The organism is Nocardioides sp. HDW12B (assembly GCF_011299595.1).
GTDB lineage: Bacteria > Actinomycetota > Actinomycetes > Propionibacteriales > Nocardioidaceae > Marmoricola_A.
The window spans coordinates 822,665-839,530 of record NZ_CP049867.1 but is presented as its reverse complement, the minus strand read 5'-3'; the positions used below and the strand labels follow the sequence as shown (position 1 = coordinate 839,530).

Annotated in this window: 16 protein-coding genes; 7 read left to right on the top strand and 9 right to left on the bottom strand. The window is 73.5% G+C overall.

What is annotated here, in order from left to right; genetic code table 11:
- Positions 1-65: 65 nt before the first annotated feature.
- Positions 66-857 (bottom strand): tryptophan 2,3-dioxygenase family protein, encoded by a 792-nt coding sequence (locus G7072_RS03955; RefSeq protein ID WP_206063272.1) that lies wholly within the window; start codon positions 855-857, stop codon positions 66-68.
- A gap of 45 nt (positions 858-902) precedes the next feature.
- On the opposite strand from G7072_RS03955, the gene G7072_RS03950 reads away from it, so the two are divergent.
- Complete coding sequence (locus G7072_RS03950) at positions 903-1,385, top strand: DUF2505 domain-containing protein (protein ID WP_166084340.1); 483 nt, start codon at positions 903-905, stop codon at positions 1,383-1,385.
- Between the two features lie 19 nt (positions 1,386-1,404).
- Positions 1,405-1,896 (top strand): DUF2505 domain-containing protein, encoded by a 492-nt coding sequence (locus G7072_RS03945; protein ID WP_166084339.1) that lies wholly within the window; start codon positions 1,405-1,407, stop codon positions 1,894-1,896.
- On the opposite strand, the gene pruA is transcribed toward G7072_RS03945, so the two are convergent.
- A complete protein-coding gene (gene pruA, locus G7072_RS03940) occupies positions 1,886-3,514 on the bottom strand; it encodes an L-glutamate gamma-semialdehyde dehydrogenase (protein ID WP_166084338.1) in 1,629 nt (542 codons plus the stop codon). The two genes, G7072_RS03945 and pruA, sit on opposite strands and share 11 nt — an antisense overlap.
- An 18-nt stretch (positions 3,515-3,532) precedes the next feature.
- Complete coding sequence (locus G7072_RS03935) at positions 3,533-4,945, bottom strand: wax ester/triacylglycerol synthase family O-acyltransferase (protein ID WP_166084337.1); 1,413 nt, start codon at positions 4,943-4,945, stop codon at positions 3,533-3,535.
- Positions 4,946-5,095: 150 nt separating this feature from the next.
- On the opposite strand from G7072_RS03935, the gene G7072_RS03930 reads away from it, so the two are divergent.
- Positions 5,096-6,409: a hypothetical protein gene (locus G7072_RS03930; RefSeq protein ID WP_166084336.1), complete on the top strand. Its 1,314-nt coding sequence runs from the start codon at positions 5,096-5,098 to the stop codon at positions 6,407-6,409.
- Here G7072_RS03930 and G7072_RS03925 read toward each other — a convergent pair.
- A complete protein-coding gene (locus tag G7072_RS03925; RefSeq protein WP_166084335.1) occupies positions 6,388-7,770 on the bottom strand; it encodes a chromosome partitioning protein in 1,383 nt (460 codons plus the stop codon). The two genes, G7072_RS03930 and G7072_RS03925, sit on opposite strands and share 22 nt — an antisense overlap.
- Positions 7,771-7,772: 2 nt before the next feature.
- Entirely contained in the window at positions 7,773-8,519 is a 747-nt protein-coding gene (locus tag G7072_RS03920; protein ID WP_166084333.1) for an SAF domain-containing protein, read from the bottom strand.
- A 112-nt stretch (positions 8,520-8,631) separates the two neighbouring features.
- On the opposite strand from G7072_RS03920, the gene G7072_RS03915 reads away from it, so the two are divergent.
- Entirely contained in the window at positions 8,632-8,883 is a 252-nt protein-coding gene (locus tag G7072_RS03915) for a helix-turn-helix domain-containing protein (RefSeq protein ID WP_166084332.1), read from the top strand.
- A gap of 34 nt (positions 8,884-8,917) precedes the next feature.
- Here G7072_RS03915 and G7072_RS03910 read toward each other — a convergent pair whose 3' ends face one another.
- Positions 8,918-9,517 (bottom strand): hypothetical protein, encoded by a 600-nt coding sequence (locus G7072_RS03910; protein WP_166084331.1) that lies wholly within the window; start codon positions 9,515-9,517, stop codon positions 8,918-8,920.
- A 122-nt stretch (positions 9,518-9,639) separates the two neighbouring features.
- Between G7072_RS03910 and G7072_RS03905 the strand changes: the two genes are divergently transcribed.
- Positions 9,640-10,434 (top strand): LysM domain-containing protein, encoded by a 795-nt coding sequence (locus G7072_RS03905; protein ID WP_166084330.1) that lies wholly within the window; start codon positions 9,640-9,642, stop codon positions 10,432-10,434.
- The gene (locus G7072_RS03900; protein ID WP_166084329.1) at positions 10,431-10,937 is read left to right on the top strand and encodes an Rv3235 family protein; all 507 of its coding nucleotides are present in this window, start codon (positions 10,431-10,433) and stop codon (positions 10,935-10,937) included. The genes G7072_RS03905 and G7072_RS03900 overlap by 4 nt, the downstream gene beginning before the upstream one ends.
- 16 nt (positions 10,938-10,953) lie before the next feature.
- Here G7072_RS03900 and secA read toward each other — a convergent pair whose 3' ends face one another.
- Positions 10,954-13,818, bottom strand: a complete 2,865-nt coding sequence (secA, locus tag G7072_RS03895; protein WP_166084328.1) for a preprotein translocase subunit SecA — start codon at positions 13,816-13,818, stop codon at positions 10,954-10,956.
- 184 nt (positions 13,819-14,002) lie between these two features.
- Between secA and G7072_RS03890 the strand changes: the two genes are divergently transcribed.
- Complete coding sequence (locus G7072_RS03890) at positions 14,003-14,899, top strand: alpha/beta fold hydrolase (RefSeq protein WP_166084327.1); 897 nt, start codon at positions 14,003-14,005, stop codon at positions 14,897-14,899.
- 10 nt (positions 14,900-14,909) lie between these two features.
- Here G7072_RS03890 and G7072_RS03885 read toward each other — a convergent pair whose 3' ends face one another.
- Together G7072_RS03885 and G7072_RS03880 are read right to left on the bottom strand one after the other, a co-directional pair.
- Positions 14,910-16,133 carry a crosslink repair DNA glycosylase YcaQ family protein gene (locus G7072_RS03885; RefSeq protein ID WP_166084325.1) on the bottom strand — a complete coding sequence of 408 codons (1,224 nt, stop codon included), beginning with the start codon at positions 16,131-16,133 and terminating at the stop codon, positions 14,910-14,912.
- Positions 16,134-16,152: 19 nt separating this feature from the next.
- Positions 16,153-16,842 carry a response regulator transcription factor gene (locus G7072_RS03880; RefSeq protein WP_240917141.1) on the bottom strand — a complete coding sequence of 230 codons (690 nt, stop codon included), beginning with the start codon at positions 16,840-16,842 and terminating at the stop codon, positions 16,153-16,155.
- Positions 16,843-16,866: the final 24 nt, after the last annotated feature.

Here is a 16,866-nt window from a genome sequence, read left to right as displayed (position 1 = left end):
GACGTCACCTCGTCGTGCCGTCGCCCCGACCCTAGGCCGGTCGGGGTCCAGCGTCCACGAGCAGGTCACAGCGCGTTGCGCAGCTCCCACAGCAGCGGGTAGTAGCGCAGCCCCAGCCGGCTGCGGAGGTACGACGAGCCGGTGGACCCCCCGGTGCCGGTCTTCGACCCGATCATGCGCTCCACCATCACGACGTGACGGGCACGCCACTGCGCCGCCTGCTCGTCGTGCTCGAGCAGCGCCTCGGCGAGGGTCCAGACCTCGGAGTGGCGGCTGCGGTCGCGCGCGACCGTGCGCAGCGACGCCAGCACCGCCTCGTCGTCGGAGACGTCGAGGTCGCGCGCGGCGAGCACCTCCAGGAAGGCGTCCCACAGCGTCGGCTCGGCGAGCCGGCGGTCCAGCCGTGCCCTCTCGGCCGCGGTGATGCCCCGGAACCGGTTCAGGTACGCCGGGTCCTTCGCCCCCGAGAGGAACTCCAGCTCGCGGAACTGCACCGACTGGAACCCGCTGGCCGGGGCCAGCCGCTCGCGGAAGGTCAGGAAGTCCTGCGGGGTCATCGTCTCGAGCACGTCCACCTGGTCGACCAGCACCCGCTCGACGACGTGCGCGCGGCGCAGGAGGTGGGCGGCCCACCACAGGTCGCCGCGGGTCATCGCCTCCCGCGCGGCGCCGAGGTCGTGCAGCAGCTGCTGGAACCACAGCTCGTAGACCTGGTGGATGGTGATGAAGAGGAGCTCGTCGTGCGCGGGCGGCTCGGACTCGAGGGTCTGGGCGGCGAGCAGCGTCTCGAGCTGCAGGTAGCTTCCGTAGCTCAGCCGGGCGCCCTGCTCGCCGAACTGCACGTCCTGGTCGGTCACCGCAAGGACACTAACGGGCCCGGCCCGGTGCGTCATGATGACCCGATGCGCCTCACCCACACCGCGACCTACGACGCCTCCGCGGCCGAGGTCCACGCCCTGCTGACCGACCGCGCCTTCCGGGAGTACGCCGCGCAGCGCACCGGTGTCGTCTCCGCCGAGGTCGAGGTGGTCGAGGAGGACGGCGTCCGGGTGGTGACCGTCGACCAGGTGCAGCCAACCGCCGGCGTGCCGGCCTTCGCACGGAAGTTCGCCGGCGAGACGACCCGGGCGGTGCAGGTCGAGACCTGGCACTCGCCCGACCGCGCCGACTTCTCCGTCACCACCCCGGGAAGGCCCACCGACATCCGCGGCACGCTGACGCTCGCCGAGTCGGGCGGGCGCACCACCAAGACCTTCGAGGGCGAGCTGCGGGTCAAGGTGCCCCTGATCGCCGGCAAGCTCGAGGCCCTCATGGCCGAGCTGTTCACCCAGGGCATGGACACCGAGCGGGAGGCCGGCGTGGCCTGGCTGACGGGACAGCGCTGAGCACGAGAGGGTAGGGCCCATGAAGAAGATCACCGAGGAGCTCCGCTATGACGGGGCCACCATCGACCAGGTGCACGAGATGCTGGCCGACCCCGCGTTCCGCGAGAAGGTCTGCGACCACCAGCGCGTGCTGCGACGCACCGTGACCATCGACCGCACCGACGCCGGGACGGGCGCCATGGAGGTGCGCATCGACCAGGTCCAGGAGACCAAGGGCGTGCCCGGCTTCGCCAAGAAGGTCGTGGGCGACGAGACCAACATCGTGCAGACCGAGTCCTGGTCGTCCAAGGAGCGCGGCGACGTGCTCGTGACCATCCCCGGCAAGCCGGGCGAGATGAAGGGCACCGCGACGCTGGCCGAGGACGCCGGCGGCACCACGGAGACCGTGGCCCTGGAGGTCAAGGTCGGCATCCCGATCGTCGGCGGCAAGCTCGAGGGGCTCATCGCCGACATGCTGAGCAAGGCGCTGCGCGCCGAGCACCAGGTGGGGCGCAGGTGGCTCAGCTCATGAACGGGTAGCGGTAGTCCGTCGGCGGGGCGAACGTCTCCTTGAGGCTGCGCGGCGAGGTCCAGCGCAGCAGGTTGAGCACCGAGCCGGCCTTGTCGTTGGTGCCGGAGGCCCGCGCGCCGCCGAACGGCTGCTGCCCCACGACCGCGCCGGTCGGCTTGTCGTTGACGTAGAAGTTGCCGGCCGCGAAGCGCAGCCGCTCGGCGGTCCACGCGATCGCCGCGCGGTCCTGCGCGATGACGGCTCCCGTCAGGGCGTACGGCGCGAACGACTCGAGCTGGTCGACGACCGTCTCGTAGTCGCCGTCCTCGTAGACGTGCACGGCGAGGATCGGGCCGAAGTACTCGGTGCGGAACATGTCGTCGGTGGGGCTGCTCGCCTCCACCAGCGTCGGGCGCACGAACCAGCCCACCGAGTCGTCGACGGCGCCGCCGGCGAGCACCGACAGCTTGGAGGAGCGCTTGGCGCGGGTGATGGCCGCCTTGTGCTTGGCGAAGGCCCGCTCGTCGATGACCGCGCCCATGAAGTGCGACAGGTCGGTGACGTCGCCCATGCTGATGGCGTCGATCTCGGCGACCAGGTCGTCCTTGAGCCGGGCCCAGACCGAGCGCGGCACGTAGGCGCGGGACGCCGCCGAGCACTTCTGGCCCTGGAACTCGAAGGCGCCGCGCACCATCGCCACGCGCAGCACGTCCACGTCGGCCGAGGGGTGGGCGACGATGAAGTCCTTGCCGCCGGTCTCCCCCACGATGCGCGGGTAGGAGCGGTAGGAGCTGATGTTCTCGCCCACCGTGCGCCACAGGTGCTGGAAGGTCGGGGTCGAGCCGGTGAAGTGGATGCCGGCGAGCTCGGGGTGGGGCAGCGCGACCGAGGAGACGTCGAGGCCGTCGCCGGGCAGCATGTTGATGACGCCGGGAGGCATGCCGGCCTCCTCGAGCAGCTCCATGGTGAGGTGCGCCGCGACCTGCTGGGTCGGCGACGGCTTCCACAGCACGGTGTTGCCCATCAGGGCCGGCGCGGTCGGCAGGTTGCCGGCGATGGCGGTGAAGTTGAAGGGCGTGACGGCGTAGACGAAGCCCTCGAGCGGGCGGTGGTCGGAGCGGTTCCAGATCCCGGAGGCGTTGGCGATCGGCTGCTCGGCGAGCACCTGGCGCGCGAAGTGGACGTTGAAGCGCCAGAAGTCGATGAGCTCGCAAGCCGCGTCGATCTCGGCCTGGAACGCGGTCTTGGACTGCCCCAGCAGCGTCGCGGCGTTGAGGCGCTGGCGCCACGGCCCGGCCAGCAGGTCGGCGGCCTTGAGGATGACCGCGGCGCGGTCGTCGAAGGACAGGGCGGCCCACCCCGGGGCTGCCTGCTTCGCCGCCGCGATCGCGGTGCGCGTCTGCGCCGCGCTGGTGCCCTTGAGCACCCCGAGCACGTGACCGTGGTCGTGGGGCTGGACGACGGGCACCTCGGCCCCGCTGCCGCGCACCTTCTCGCCGCCGATGGTGGCGGTCAGCTCCAGCTCACGCGACTCCTGCCGGGCGATCTCGGCCAGCAGCTGCTCGCGCTCGATCGTGCCGGGGGCGTAGGTGAGCGTGGGCTCGTTGACCGGGGCGGGCGGGTGGGTGACGGCGTCCATGGCGCGATCGTCGCACCGTCACGCCCGGGGCGTCCAACCCCGCGGCGCGCGGATGCGGCTCTCGGTGGTGGTGTCGACGAGCTCGGCGAGCGCCTCCCCCAGGCACTGGCCGATCACGTCCACGTCGGGGATCGCGTCGCGGTCGGCGGTCAGCCCGTAGTGCACGCCCCCGTCGTACGACGTCACGCCGATGGCGAGCGCGTGGCCGGGCAGCAGCGGCTGCACGGGGTAGCTCTCCAGCATGCGCGCACCCGAGGCGTAGAGCGGGAACTGCGGGCCCGGGACGTTGGTGACCACGAGGCTGAAGCCGCGGTTCTCGCTGATCGCGGCGACCCGTGCGCCGAGCGCGTGGAACGTGGTGGGGGCGAAGCCGCCGACGCCGATCAGCCGCAGCGCGGAGACGGCCTTGCCGGTGTCCTTGTGGGCCTTGAGGGCGTAGGAGACCTGGTGCAGCCGGACGACCGGGCTGGCCTCGCCGATCGGCAGGTTGAGCAGGTGCCCGGTGACCTGGCTGCCCAGCGAGGTCGGCTCGAGGTCGACGTCCTGCACGCTCATCGGCACCATGGCGCGGATCTGGCGGCTGCTCTGCACCGACTCGGCGCGGGTCATCAGCCACGACCGCAGGCCGCCGGTGACGGTGGCCAGCACGACGTCGTTGACGGTGCCGCCGTGGAAGCGGCGGACCTTGCGGTAGTCGTCGAGGTCGGTGCGCAGCGTCGCGAAGCGACGCTGCTGCGACAGCGTGGCCTGCAGCGGCGACTCCGGGCCCGTGCGCCGGCCGCCGAGCAGCCCGCTCAGGGGCCGGGCGAGCGGGTTCGCGGCGGCGAGGGCGCGGGCGCCGACCCCGGCGACCGTCTCGCCCGGGTGCCGCAGCCGCTCGTAGGCCGCCCCGCCCAGGATCGACAGCGGGGAGGGCTCGGTGCGCGGCGTCCACTCGTCGGGGACGCGGTCGCGGACGACCGTGTCGTTGTCGAGGATGACCTGGCCGAGGTCGATGGTGGAGACGCCGTCGACGAGGGTCTGGTGGGACTTCGACAGGATCGCCACGCGGCCGTCGGAGAGACCCTCGATGAGGTACATCTCCCACAGCGGCCGGGTCCGGTCGAGGGGTCGGGTGATGATGCGGGCGACGAGCTCCTGCACCTGCTCCATCGAGCCCGGCCGCGGCACCGCCGACTGGCGCACGTGGTAGGTCAGGTCGAAGTCGTCGTCGTCGACCCACACCGGGCGGGCCAGCCCGCCGGGCACCGCGGCGAGACGCTGGCGGTAGCGGGGCACGAACGCCAACCGGTCGCCCACGAGGCTGACCAGGCGCCGGTAGTCGAAGCCCTCCTCCGGCGGCTCGAAGATCTCCACCGTGGCGAGGTGCATCGGTGAGCTGGCCGACTCGATGTCGAGCAGCTGCACGTCACCGGGGCGCAGGCGTTCCATCGCGTCCCACACCCCTCTCGTCGTCGGGCCGTCCTGGCGCAGGGCCGCTCCCCTGCGGCCCGCTCGTGCCGTGCATTGTGTCAGAGCCCCCGCCGCCCGTCGGGCCCGTCTCGCCCCCGGCGGGGATCACCGCATGGAAGGCTGAGGCTCATGGTGTTCCAGCACGGCATCGGGGGGAGCCAGGACCTCCCCATCTCCCTCCCGCTCGCCCTGGCCGGTGGCTCGGCGGCCCTGACGGTGTCCTTCGCCGTCCTCGTGCTGGCTTGGCGACGCCCCCGCTACGACGCGGCGACGCAGGGCCGCCCGCTGCCCGCCGGCCTCGCCCGGGTGCTCGACGGCGCCCCGCTCGCGCTGGTGCTGCGGGCGCTCGGCCTGGCGTTCGCCGGCTACGTGACCTGGGCCGCGGTGGCCGGCCCGGACAACCTGGCCAACCCGACCTTCGGGGTCGTCTACGTCTGGCTCTGGGTGGGGCTCGTGCCCGCCTCCCTGCTGCTCGGTCCGGTGGTCCGGGCCGTGAGCCCGGTGCGCACCCTGCACCTGCTGGTCTCCAGGGTGGCCGGCGGCGACCCCGGCGCCGGGGTCGTCACGCTGCCGCGGTGGGTGGGGCTGTGGCCGGCGGCCCTCGGGCTGCTGGCGTTCGTGTGGCTCGAGCTCGTCTACCCCGAGGCCAACTACCTCTCGTCGCTGCGCCTGTGGTTCGCGGTGTACGCCGCGGTGGTGCTGGTCGGCGCGGCAGTCTTCGGTGACCGATGGATCGCGGCGGCGGACCCGTTCGAGGCCTACTCCACGCTGGTCTCGCACCTGTCCGTCGTGGGTCGCCGCGAGGACGGCACGCTCGTGCTGCGCAGCCCCCTGGCCAACCTGGACGGCGTACCGACGGTGCCGGGACTGACCGCGGTGACCGCGGTGCTGCTGGGCAGCACCGCCTGGGACAGCTTCTCCGACTCCATCGCCTGGGTCCGCTTCACCGCTGACCTGACCGTGCCCCTGGTGCTGGTGGAGACCCTGGGGCTGCTGCTGCTGTGCCTGGCGGTGGCGCTGCTCTTCGCGGCCGCGACGTGGGCCATGGCGGCGAGCCGGACCACCCCCGGGCGGGCGGCGAACCTGTTCGCCCACTCCCTGGTGCCGATCGTGGTCGGCTACATCGTGGCCCACTACCTCAGCTACGGCGTGGAGGTCGGCCAGCAGACCCTCGCCCGCCTCAGCGACCCGCTGGTCGACGGCAGCGACCTGCTGGGCACGGCCGACCTGCAGGTGAACTACTGGCTCACCCAGCACCCGACCTTCCTGGCCACCGTGAAGGTGCTCGCGATCGTGGCCGGGCACGTGCTCGGGGTGGTCGCCGCCCACGACCGCGCCCTCGCGGTGCTGCCGGCGCACCGTCAGCTGACCGCCCAGCTCCCGCTGCTGGTGGTCATGGTCGTCTTCACTGTGAGCGGGCTCTACCTGCTGCTGAGCGTCTGACCCCGCGCGCCGCGCGCCCGCCGGTCCCGTCGGGGGCGCCGGTCGCGTCGGGACCGGCGCGGCGTGGAGGCGAGCAGGCCGGTGCGGGTGAGGTGCTCGGTCGCCAGCCGCGCGACGGCGCGTCGCAGGGGTCCGTCGCCGCTCTCGGTGAGCGTCCGGCCGCCCACCAACGCCTTGTCGGCTGCGGCCCGGTCCTCGGGCAGGAACGTCACCCGGGCGTCGGGGGCGACCCGGGCCACCATGTCGACGACGTCGCGCTCGGACCAGCCGAGCCCGGGCCGCATCCGGTTGACCACGACCACTGCGGGCCCGCTGGGACGCACCGACCGCAGGTCGAGCAGCGACCGGGCCAGCCGGGTGAGCCCCACCGGGTCGGCGGCCGCGACGACCACGAGGTCGTCGGCGTGCTCGAGCACGGTCATGCTCAGCCGGTCGCGCGAGGGCGCGGCCGGCCGGCCCTCCGCGGCGCGGGTGTCCAGCCCGAACCCGGCGTCGACCACCACGAGCGGCGTCAGGGTGGCGGCCACGTCGAGGACCGTGGTCAGCGTCTGGGGCCGGACCTCGGTCCACCGGTCGGGTCGCGGCAGGCCGGTCACCAGCCGCAGGCGCGGGTCGACCTGCCGGGCGACGCCGACCAGGCGGGCGGCGTCGAGCTGGCCGGCGTTGGCCAGGCGCACCGCGGCCAGCAGCCCCGAGGCCTCGTCGAGCACCGCGAGGTGCTGCCCGACCGCCCCGCCGTGCGGGTCGGCGTCGACCACGGTGGTCGCCACCCCCAGGGCGGCCGCCTCCGCGGCGAGCCCGATGGCCACCGTGGTGCGGCCGGGCGCGCCGTGCGGGCCCCAGACCGCGACCACGCGGCCAGGTCCGGCGCCCGCGGCAGGTGCGGTGCCCGCGACAGGTCCGTCGCTGCCGCCGGCCGGCGGCAGCGGGTCGGCCAGCAGGTCCTCGACGCCGGGCGGGGCCAGGCCGGCCTCGGAGGTGGCCTCGAGCACCGGCAGCAGGGCCGAGCCCTGCCGCACCTCGGTCTCCTCGACGGCGGTGGCGAACCCCAGCCGCCGCAGCCGGTGCCGCTCCACCTCGGAGGCGCCGGCCGGCACCACGACGACCGCGCGCACGCCGGCGCGCCGCAGCCGCTCCACGCTGTCGGCGTCGAGGCCGTCGAGGTGCGCGGCCAGCAGCGCCACCCGGACCGACCCGGTGGCCGCGACCGCCAGCAGGTCACCGAGGTCGAGGCAGCGCTTGACGAGGGTGACCCGGGTGGGGGCCGCTGCCACGGACGCGAGCGCCTCGGACTCCCAGGCCTCGCTGCCGGCCGCGAGGGCGACGGTGAGGCGGGGGCCGGGACGGGCCTGCGTCGCCACGGTCAGCTCCCCTCCGGGCGGTGGACGACCAGCACGCCGGAGGTGGCCACGGTCCGGACCACCTCGGCCACGGTGTCGCCCCGGTCGGGGACGCCCACGACCACCCGGATCTCGCTGTCCGGCCCGAGCCCCTGGCCACGCCCCAGGGCCAGCACCGGCACCTCCTGCAGCACCCGCTCGGCCCCGGCGGCCCCGGTGCGGCTGCCCGTCGTGGCGGGCTCCCCGGGATCCCCGGTCGCGAGCGCGTCGGCGGGGTCGGAGGTCGCCCACACGTCGACCACCGAGCCGACCTGGACGGTGCTCGGCACCCGGCCGAGCGGCACCGCGAGGGGCACCTGCACGTCGGCGACCACGTCCGTGCTCGTCGCGGTGCGTGGCAGCAGCTCGCCGGCCCCCACCCCGCGGGTCAGCACCACCGGCTCCGACCCGCCGGAGGTGACGGAGCCGTCAGCAGGCAGGTAGCGGTCGGCGTCGTCCTCCGAGGTGAACCGGACCTCGACGACCGTGACGTCGTCGGGCGCCAGCTCCTCCCCCGCCGCCAGCGGACGGGCGGCGGCCAGCACGGGCGTCGTGTCGTCGCGGCCGTCGACGACCCGCACCCCCACCACCACGGAGAGGGCCACCAGGACCAGGCCGACGGCGAAGCGCGGGTCGCGCCACCCCGGGCGGGCCGCGCGGCGGGCGGTGGGCGACCCGACCGCCTCGTGGGCGTGCGTGGCGGGTGCGGGTGGGGACGGTGCGAGGCTCATGGCCGTCATCATGCGGGGCCAACCTCGACCGAATCGACCCCAGACGAGTTTTCCACAGGCCCAGGCCGGATTTCGTTCGCTCCCGGTGGCAAACGGTGCCATAGTGACGCCCATGAGCGCAGCCCCCCGCTTCCTGACCCTGGCCGACGTGGCCGAGGTGCTCAACACCTCCCTGGCTCAGGTCACCGCGCTGGTCCACCGCCAGGAGCTGAAGGCCCTCAAGCTGGGCGGCCGCGGGCAGTGGCGGGTCGAGGCCTCCGAGCTCGAGGACTTCATCGCCCGGATGTACGAGCAGACCGACCGCCACCTCGCTCAGCAGCGCACGGCCAGCGCGCTGGAGTCCACCGAGAAGCTCGAGATCTGACCGTCTGATGGCCTGAGGGTCCGAGCCAGGGCTCTCAGGCGCGGTGGACCCACACGAGGGCCGCGAGCGGCACCTGGACGACGCCCCGGTCGTCCCAGAGCTCGACGAAGTCGGCACCCACCCGGCCGAGCTCGCCGGCGCACCGGCTGCCGTCGACCAGGCGCAGGACCTGTCGCTCCCCCTCCTCGGCGAGGCGCCGTAGGCACGACGTGAGCGTGAGGCGGCTCAGCACGGACCGTGCCCCCACGGGGAGGGCCTCCTCGGACAGGCCCCGGGCCACGACCAGGGCGTCCGCGCGAACCAGCAGCTCGCGGCCGTCGACGGCGAGCAGGAGCCAGCCCGCGCCCACCCGGACCAGCGTGCCCCGCACCCGCTCGCCGCCGGTCGAGGCTCCCGACGCCCCCGGGCCGGGGACGGTCAGCTCCACCACGGCACCGACCGAGGCGTGCAGCCGGGCTGCGAGGTCGATCTCGGCGTACTCGTCGCGCAGCCGGTCGGCGACCTCGGCGTCCCGGCGCTCCAGCTCCAGCCCCTCCGCCTGCTGCTCGAGGTCGTCGAAGAGCGCGAAGAGCGGCAGCAGCGCCTCGGCAGCACCCTCGTGCCCGGGGAGGTCGCGGTCGGGGTCGTCGGTCACCGGAGCACCCTCACGCCGACCGTGCCCGATGTCAACAACCAGCCCCGAAGCCTTGACGGTCCCGCCAAAGCCGGTTTAGAAATGTCAAACACGATCAAACACGATCCACGGGGGAACCATCCATGCAACCGAGACGCTCGGTCGCGCCGCCACGGCTGCGCGCCGCCGCCGGGCTGGGCGTCATCCTGACGCTCACCGCCGGGCTGCTGGCCGGGCTCCCGACGGTCCTCACCCCGGCGCTGACCGCGCTGCTGGCGCCGACCGGGCGCCCGCTCGGGCTCGACGACCTGGTCGTCCTCGGGTGCGCCCTCGTCCTGGTGCCGGCCTGGTGCCGGCTCGCCCTCGGGGTCGTCCTCTGCCTCGGCGAAGAGCTCGTGCGCAGCCCCCGCGGCCAGCGGGGCGCACATGGGGCCGGTGCCCCGACGCCGTCACGGCTCCGCCCGGCGCTGGCGCGACAGGTGGCGCGGATGGTCGTCGGCTCGGGTGTCGGCGGCCTGGTCCTCGCGGCGGGCGTGCCCCTGACCGCCACCGCGGCGGGCGTCACCCCGGACGTCGGCTCGGACGACGCCGTCGCTCCGACCTCGCTCGCCGACCGCGCCGCCCGCGGGGCGCTCCCGCTGCCCCACCGGCCGGTCGGCGGCCTCGCGACCGCCGCCACGCCTCGCCCCGCCCCCGCGCCCGCCGTGGCGCCTCGACCCGACGCGGACGCCCCGGTCGTCGTCCGTCCCGGCGACACGCTGTGGGCGCTCGCCTCACGCCACCTGCTGGCGCCCGACGCGTCCGACGGCCAGGTCGACGCCGCCTGGCGACGCCTGTACGCCGCCAACCGGGCGGTGCTCGGACCCGACCCCGACCTCATCCGTCCCGGCTCCCGCCTGGACCTGCCTGCCCCAGCACCGACGGAAGGACACCCATGACCGCCCGGGACGACACAGCCGCCACCCGCAGAGCCACCGCCTCCGTGGCGCACCTCCCCCGCCCCCGCACCCGACCCGAGGGCGTGCCCGCGGGTCCCGTGGTCCAGGGCTCGCTCGCGCTGAGCTGGGCGCCGGTCGAGGCCCGCCCCCGTCCGGTGCGGGTGAGCGACGAGGACTCCGAGATCACGGCCCTCGCCCGCCGCTTCGCGCAGGCGGCCGTCGAGGTCGTGGCCGGGCAGCGCCCCGTGCTGCAGCTGCTGCGCTGGACCGACGAGCACGTCTACGCCGACCTCGAGCGTCGGGCGTCGCTGGTCCGCCAGGCGCGCGGCTCGTCACCGCGCCGGGTGCACGCCCAGGTCCGCAGCGTGCACGTCTGCCGCCCCCACGACGACAGCGCCGAGGTCAGCGTGCACGTGCGCCACGGCGAGCGCTCGCGCGCGCTGGCGCTCCGGCTCGAGCGTCACCGCGACCGCTGGCGCTGCACGGTCCTGCAGTTCGGCTGAGCCGGAGCGGTCGACCTCAGCTGATGCGCGCGGTCGTCCCGGTCGGGCCGCCCGAGGCGCCGTGGCAGCGCTTGAACTTCTTGCCCGAGCCGCACGGGCACAGGTCGTTGCGACCCACCCCGACGAACTCGTCGTCCACCGGAGCCTGCTCGCCGTGGACCTCGACGTCGCCGGTCTCGGTCGGGCCGGCGTAGGTCAGCCCGGCGGCGTCCGGCTTCTTGGGCTCGAGGCCCTTCGCGCGAAGGACCGGCGCCGACGGCGCGGCCGTCCCCGACGACCCCGCCGGGGCCGACTGGCCCACGGGCGAGCTCTGCGACGTCGCGGCGGCCGACGACGGGGTGATGAGGGGGACGCCGCCTCCTGCCTCCTCGGCCGGCTCGGGCTCCTCCTCGACCTGGACGTCGAGGTTGAACAGGAACGCCACCGACTCCTCGCGGATGGCGTCCATCATCACGTTGAACATGTCGAAGCCCTCGCGCTGGTACTCCACGAGCGGGTCGCGCTGGGAGTAGGCCCGCAGCCCGATGCCCTCGCGCAGGTAGTCCATCTCGTAGAGGTGCTCGCGCCACTTGCGGTCGAGCACCGACAGCACCACGCGGCGCTCCAGCTCGCGCATCACCTCGGAGCCGAACTGCTTCTCACGCTCGGCGTAGGCCCGGTGGGCGTCGGCGCGGACCATCTCGAGCAGCTCCTCGCGCTCGAGGTTGGCGCGGCCGCCGGCCTCGTCCTCGATCCCCTGGCGGTTCAGCGAGACCGGGTAGAGGGTCTTCAGCGCGGTCCACAGCGCCTCGAGGTCCCACTCCTCCGGGAAGCCGGTGGTCGCGCCCCCGACGTAGCCCTCGATGGTCTGGTCGATCATCGTCGTGACCTGGTCGTGCAGGTCGGCGCCCTCGAGGACGGCCCGCCGCTCGGCGTACACGACCTCGCGCTGGCGGCTCATCACGTCGTCGTACTTCAGGACGTTCTTGCGCGAGTCGAAGTTCTGCGACTCGACCTGGCTCTGCGCCGACGCGATGGAGCTGGTGACCCGCTTGTTCTCGATCGGGACGTCGTCGGGCACTTTGAGGGTGGTGAGCACCCAGTCGACCCAGTCGGACTTGAACAGCCGCATGAGCTCGTCCTGCAGGGACAGGTAGAACCGCGACTCCCCCGGGTCGCCCTGGCGGCCGGAGCGACCGCGGAGCTGGTTGTCGATGCGGCGCGACTCGTGACGCTCGGTGCCCAGGACGTAGAGGCCTCCGAGGTCGCGGACCTCGTCGTGCTCCGCGGCGACCTGCGCCTTGATGCGCTCGACCATGGCCGGCCACGCGGCGTCGTACTCCTCGACGTTCTCGACCGGGTCGAGACCCTGCTTGCGCAGCTCGGCGTCGGCGAGGAAGTCGACCGAGCCGCCGAGCATGATGTCGGTGCCTCGACCGGCCATGTTCGTGGCCACGGTGACCGCGCCCTTGTGCCCGGCCAGCGCGACGACCTTCGCCTCGTCGGCGTGCTGCTTGGCGTTGAGGACCGAGTGCGGCACGCCCTTGGCGCGCAGCTCCTTCGACAGGTGCTCGGACTTCTCGACCGACACGGTGCCGACCAGCACCGGCTGCCCGACGCGGTGGCGCTCGGCGATGTCGTCGACGACGGCGGCGTACTTCGCCTCCTCGGTGCGGTACACGAGGTCGGGCTGGTCGATGCGGGCCATCGGGCGGTTGGTGGGGATCTGCACCACGCCGAGCTTGTAGATCTTGTCGAACTCGCTGGCCTCGGTCATCGCCGTGCCGGTCATGCCGGAGAGCTTCTCGTAGAGGCGGAAGTAGTTCTGCAGCGTGATGGTGGCGAGGGTCTGGTACTCCTCGCGGATCTGCACGCCCTCCTTGGCCTCGATGGCCTGGTGCAGGCCCTCGTTGTAGCGGCGGCCGTGGAGCATGCGCCCGGTGTGCTCGTCGACGATGAGCACCTCGCCGTTGAGGACGACGTACTCCTTGTCGTTGCGGAAGAGCTCCTTGGCCTTGATCGCGTTGTTCATGAACGAGATCAGCGGCGTGTTGACCGAGTCGTAGAGGTTGTCGATGCCGAGGTAGTCCTCGACCTTGGTGATGCCGCCCTCGAGGACCGAGATGGTGCGCTTCTTCTCGTCCACCTCGTAGTCGACGTCCTTGACCATGCGCTGGGCGATGGTGGCGAACTCGGGGTACCACTTCACCTCCTCCTGCGTGGGGCCGGAGATGATCAGCGGTGTGCGCGCCTCGTCGATGAGGATCGAGTCGACCTCGTCGACGACGGCGAAGTTGTGGCCGCGCTGGACGCACTCGGCCAGGTCGGTGGCCATGTTGTCGCGCAGGTAGTCGAAGCCGAGCTCGTTGTTGGTGCCGTAGGTGATGTCCGCGGCGTACGCCGCCCGGCGGGCCTCGCGCGACATCGACGGCAGGATCACGTCGGTGGTCAGCCCGAGGAAGTGGTGGACGCGGCCCATCCACTCGGCGTGGTACTTCGCCAGGTAGTCGTTGACGGTCACCACGTGCACGCCCTTGCCGCTGAGCGCGTTGAGGTACGCCGGCAGCGTGGAGACCAGCGTCTTGCCCTCACCGGTCTTCATCTCGGCGATGTTGCCGAGGTGCAGCGCCGCCCCGCCCATGAGCTGGACGTCGAAGTGCCGCTGGCCGAGCACCCTCTTCGCGGCCTCGCGGACCGTGGCGAAGGCCTCCGGCATGAGGTCGTCGAGGGTCTCGCCGTTCTCCAGGCGGGTGCGGAACTCCGCGGTCATGGCCTGCAGCTCGGCGTCGCTCATGGCGACGAAGTCGTCCTCGATGGCGTTGACCGCCTTCGCGACGCCCTCCAGCTGGCGCAGGACCTTGCCCTCGCCCATGCGAAGGATCTTGTCGATGATGGCAGGCACGAAGTCTGGCTCCTGGTTCGAGGCACGATCGGGTGGGCGCCGGGCGGGCGGCGCCGTGGCAACTGTACCCAGCGACCGCACCGCCCGGGGCCCACCACATCACCCGGGCCCCGGTTCGACGTCGGCGGGGCGGGTAACCTCCGCCGATCGCCCGGTTCCCGCTCCCCGGGCCCAGGAGTGCGCCATGACCCTCACCACCCGCATCCGCGCCGCCCTCGTCGGCGCCACCGTCACCACGCTCGCCGCCACCGGCGTGCTGCTGGCACCGACGGGCGCCCAGGCGGCGCCCGACCCCGGTGCCGCACCGCCGCCGGGCGCCAACGACTTCTCGTGCCGTCCCTCGAAGGCCCACCCGTTCCCCGTGGTGCTGGTGCCCGGCACGTTCGAGAGCCGGCTGAAGAACTGGTCCACGCTCTCGCCGGTCCTCGCCGACGCCGGCTACTGCGTCTTCGCGCTCAACTACGGCGAGACCGACGGCGTCTACGCCACCGGCCCCATCGGCGCCTCGGCGAAGGAGCTCGACGCGTTCGTGGACCGCGTGCTGCGCCGCACCGGTGCGCGCCAGGTCGCGATCGTGGGCCACAGCCAGGGCGGCATGATGCCGCGGCAGTACCTCCGCTTCGAGGGCGGGCGCAACGAGGTCCGTCAGCTCGTCGGCATCGCCCCGTCCAACCACGGGACGCAGGGCCTCATCACCCCGGCGCCGGACGGCGGCGAGCCGCCGAGCAGCTCCTCGTGCAAGGCGTGCGAGCAGCAGCAGGCCGGCTCGCCGTTCCTGCGACGCCTCAACGAGGGCGGCGACATCCTGCGCGCCCGCAAGCCCGAGCGCGGGCCCTACTACACCGTCATCTCGACCCGGTACGACGAGGTCGTCACGCCCTACGAGAGCCAGTACCTCGCCGGTCCGGCCCGACGGGTCACCAACACCCTCATCCAGGACGTCTGCCCGGCCGACCCGATCGAGCACGACCAGGCCCCGAACGACCCGGTGGTGCACGCGATCGTCCTCGACGCGCTCAGCCACAAGCGCGCCCCGGGCGACCCGACGCCGTCGGTGGACTGCACCTCCGCGCTGGGCTGACCCGGGCCGGTCAGGTCAGGTCGGGCAGGGCTCGGGCCAGGACCTCCCCGAGCCCGCCGCGGGGCCGGGTCACCACCCGGTCGAGCCCCAGCCAGCCGGCGAGCTCACCGAGCGCGGCCAGCAGCTCCTCGGCGGTGTCCGGGGGCGCACCCTCCTCGGCGTACGCCGCCTGCACCAGCAGGGTGCGCCGCGGCCGGTCGGCCTTGAGGTCGACCCGGGCGACGAGACGGTCCCCGAGCAGGAACGGCAGCACGTAGTAGCCGTGCACCCGCTGGGCGGCCGGCACGTAGATCTCGATGCGGTAGCGGAAGCCGAACAGCGCCTCGGTGCGGTCGCGCTCCCACACCACGGGGTCGAAGGGGCTCAGCACGGTGCGGGCCGCGACCCGGCGCGGCAGGCGGGCGTCGCGGTGCAGGTAGGCCGGGCGTGCCCAGCCCTCGACCCGCACCGGCACGAGCTCGCCGTCCTCGACGAGGTCCGCGACGGCACCCTGGGCGCCCCGCGTGCCGGGGCCTGGCACCTGGCGCATGCGGTAGTAGTCGGCCAGGCAGCGCGCGCTGGCCACCCCGTGGGAGCGGGCGGCGCGACGGACCAGCTCCCGGTCGGCCTCGTCGCGCGTGGGTGTCGGGGCGTCCAGCACCGCGGCGGGCAGCACGCGCTCCGGGACGTCGTAGACCACCTCGAACGAGGAGGTGCGCCCGGCCACGGCGAGGTCGCCGGTGAGGAAGGCGAAGTCGAGCGCCTTGCGGGCCGCCGACCAGTTCCAGCCCCAGTGCTCGGTGCTGCGCGGCGCGCCGTCGTCGAGGTCACGGGCGGTGGCCGGGCCGCCGGCGCGGATCTCCGCCACGAGCCGCGCCACCAGTCCCTCGTCGGCGCCCATGCCCCACTTGCCGCGCTGCGCTCGGTACTCCTCCATGCGGTGACGCATGACGGGCCACAGGTCGACGGGCATCAGGGCCTGGACGTGGGCCCAGTACTCCACCAGCCGCCGGGGCCGCTGCTCGGCGGCCCGCGTGAGCAGCCCGGTGTCGTAGGGACCCATCCGGCTGAACAGCGGCATGTGGTGCGCGCGCTGGAGCACGTTGACCGAGTCGACCTGGAGCACGCCGGTGCGCGCGACGGTCCGGCTCAGGGTGCGCAGGGACGGCGTCGCGTGGCGCGGGTCGAGGAAGCCCTGGGCCGCGAGGGCGATGCGGCGCGCCTGGGCGCGGGTGAGGTGCTCGGGCCGGGCCATGGTGCAGGGGGTGCGCCGCTCAGGGGATGTCGAGGATCTTCTCGCGCACGGCGTACATGACCGCCTCCATGCGCGAGTGCAGCTGGAGCTTCTCGAGGATGTTGCGCACGTGGTTCTTCACGGTGTTCTCGCTGATGAACAGCTGCTTGGCGATCTCGCGGTTGTTGAGGCCCTGCGCCACCAGCCGCAGCACCTCGAGCTCCCGCTCGGTCAGGCGCGGTGTCGGCACGGCCTGACGGTCGGTGCGCGCCATCTGCTTGAACTCGTCGAGCAGCTTGATGGCCATCGAGGGGCTGATCAACGACTGGCCGTCGGCCACCACGCGGATCGCCTGGGCGACCTCCTCGATCGAGGAGTCCTTGAGCAGGTAGCCCGACGCGCCGCTCTTGACCGCGTCGTAGAGGTCGGCCTCGTCGTCGCTGACGGTGAGCATGATGATCCGCGCCTGGGGCGCGGCCTCCTTCACCGCCGCACAGGCCTCGATGCCGCTCTGCCGGGGCATGCGGACGTCCATGAGGACGACGTCGGGGGCGGAACCGGCGGCCAGGGCCGCGGCGGCGGCGCCGTCGGCGGCCTCCCCGACCACCTCGATGTCCGTCTCGACCCCGAGCAGCATGGTCAGCCCGCGGCGGAACAGCTCCTGGTCGTCCACGACGAGCACGCGGATGTCGGACGTGCCGGATCGAGCGGAGGACGGGGGGATGACCACCGCTCGATCATGGCACGGACGGAC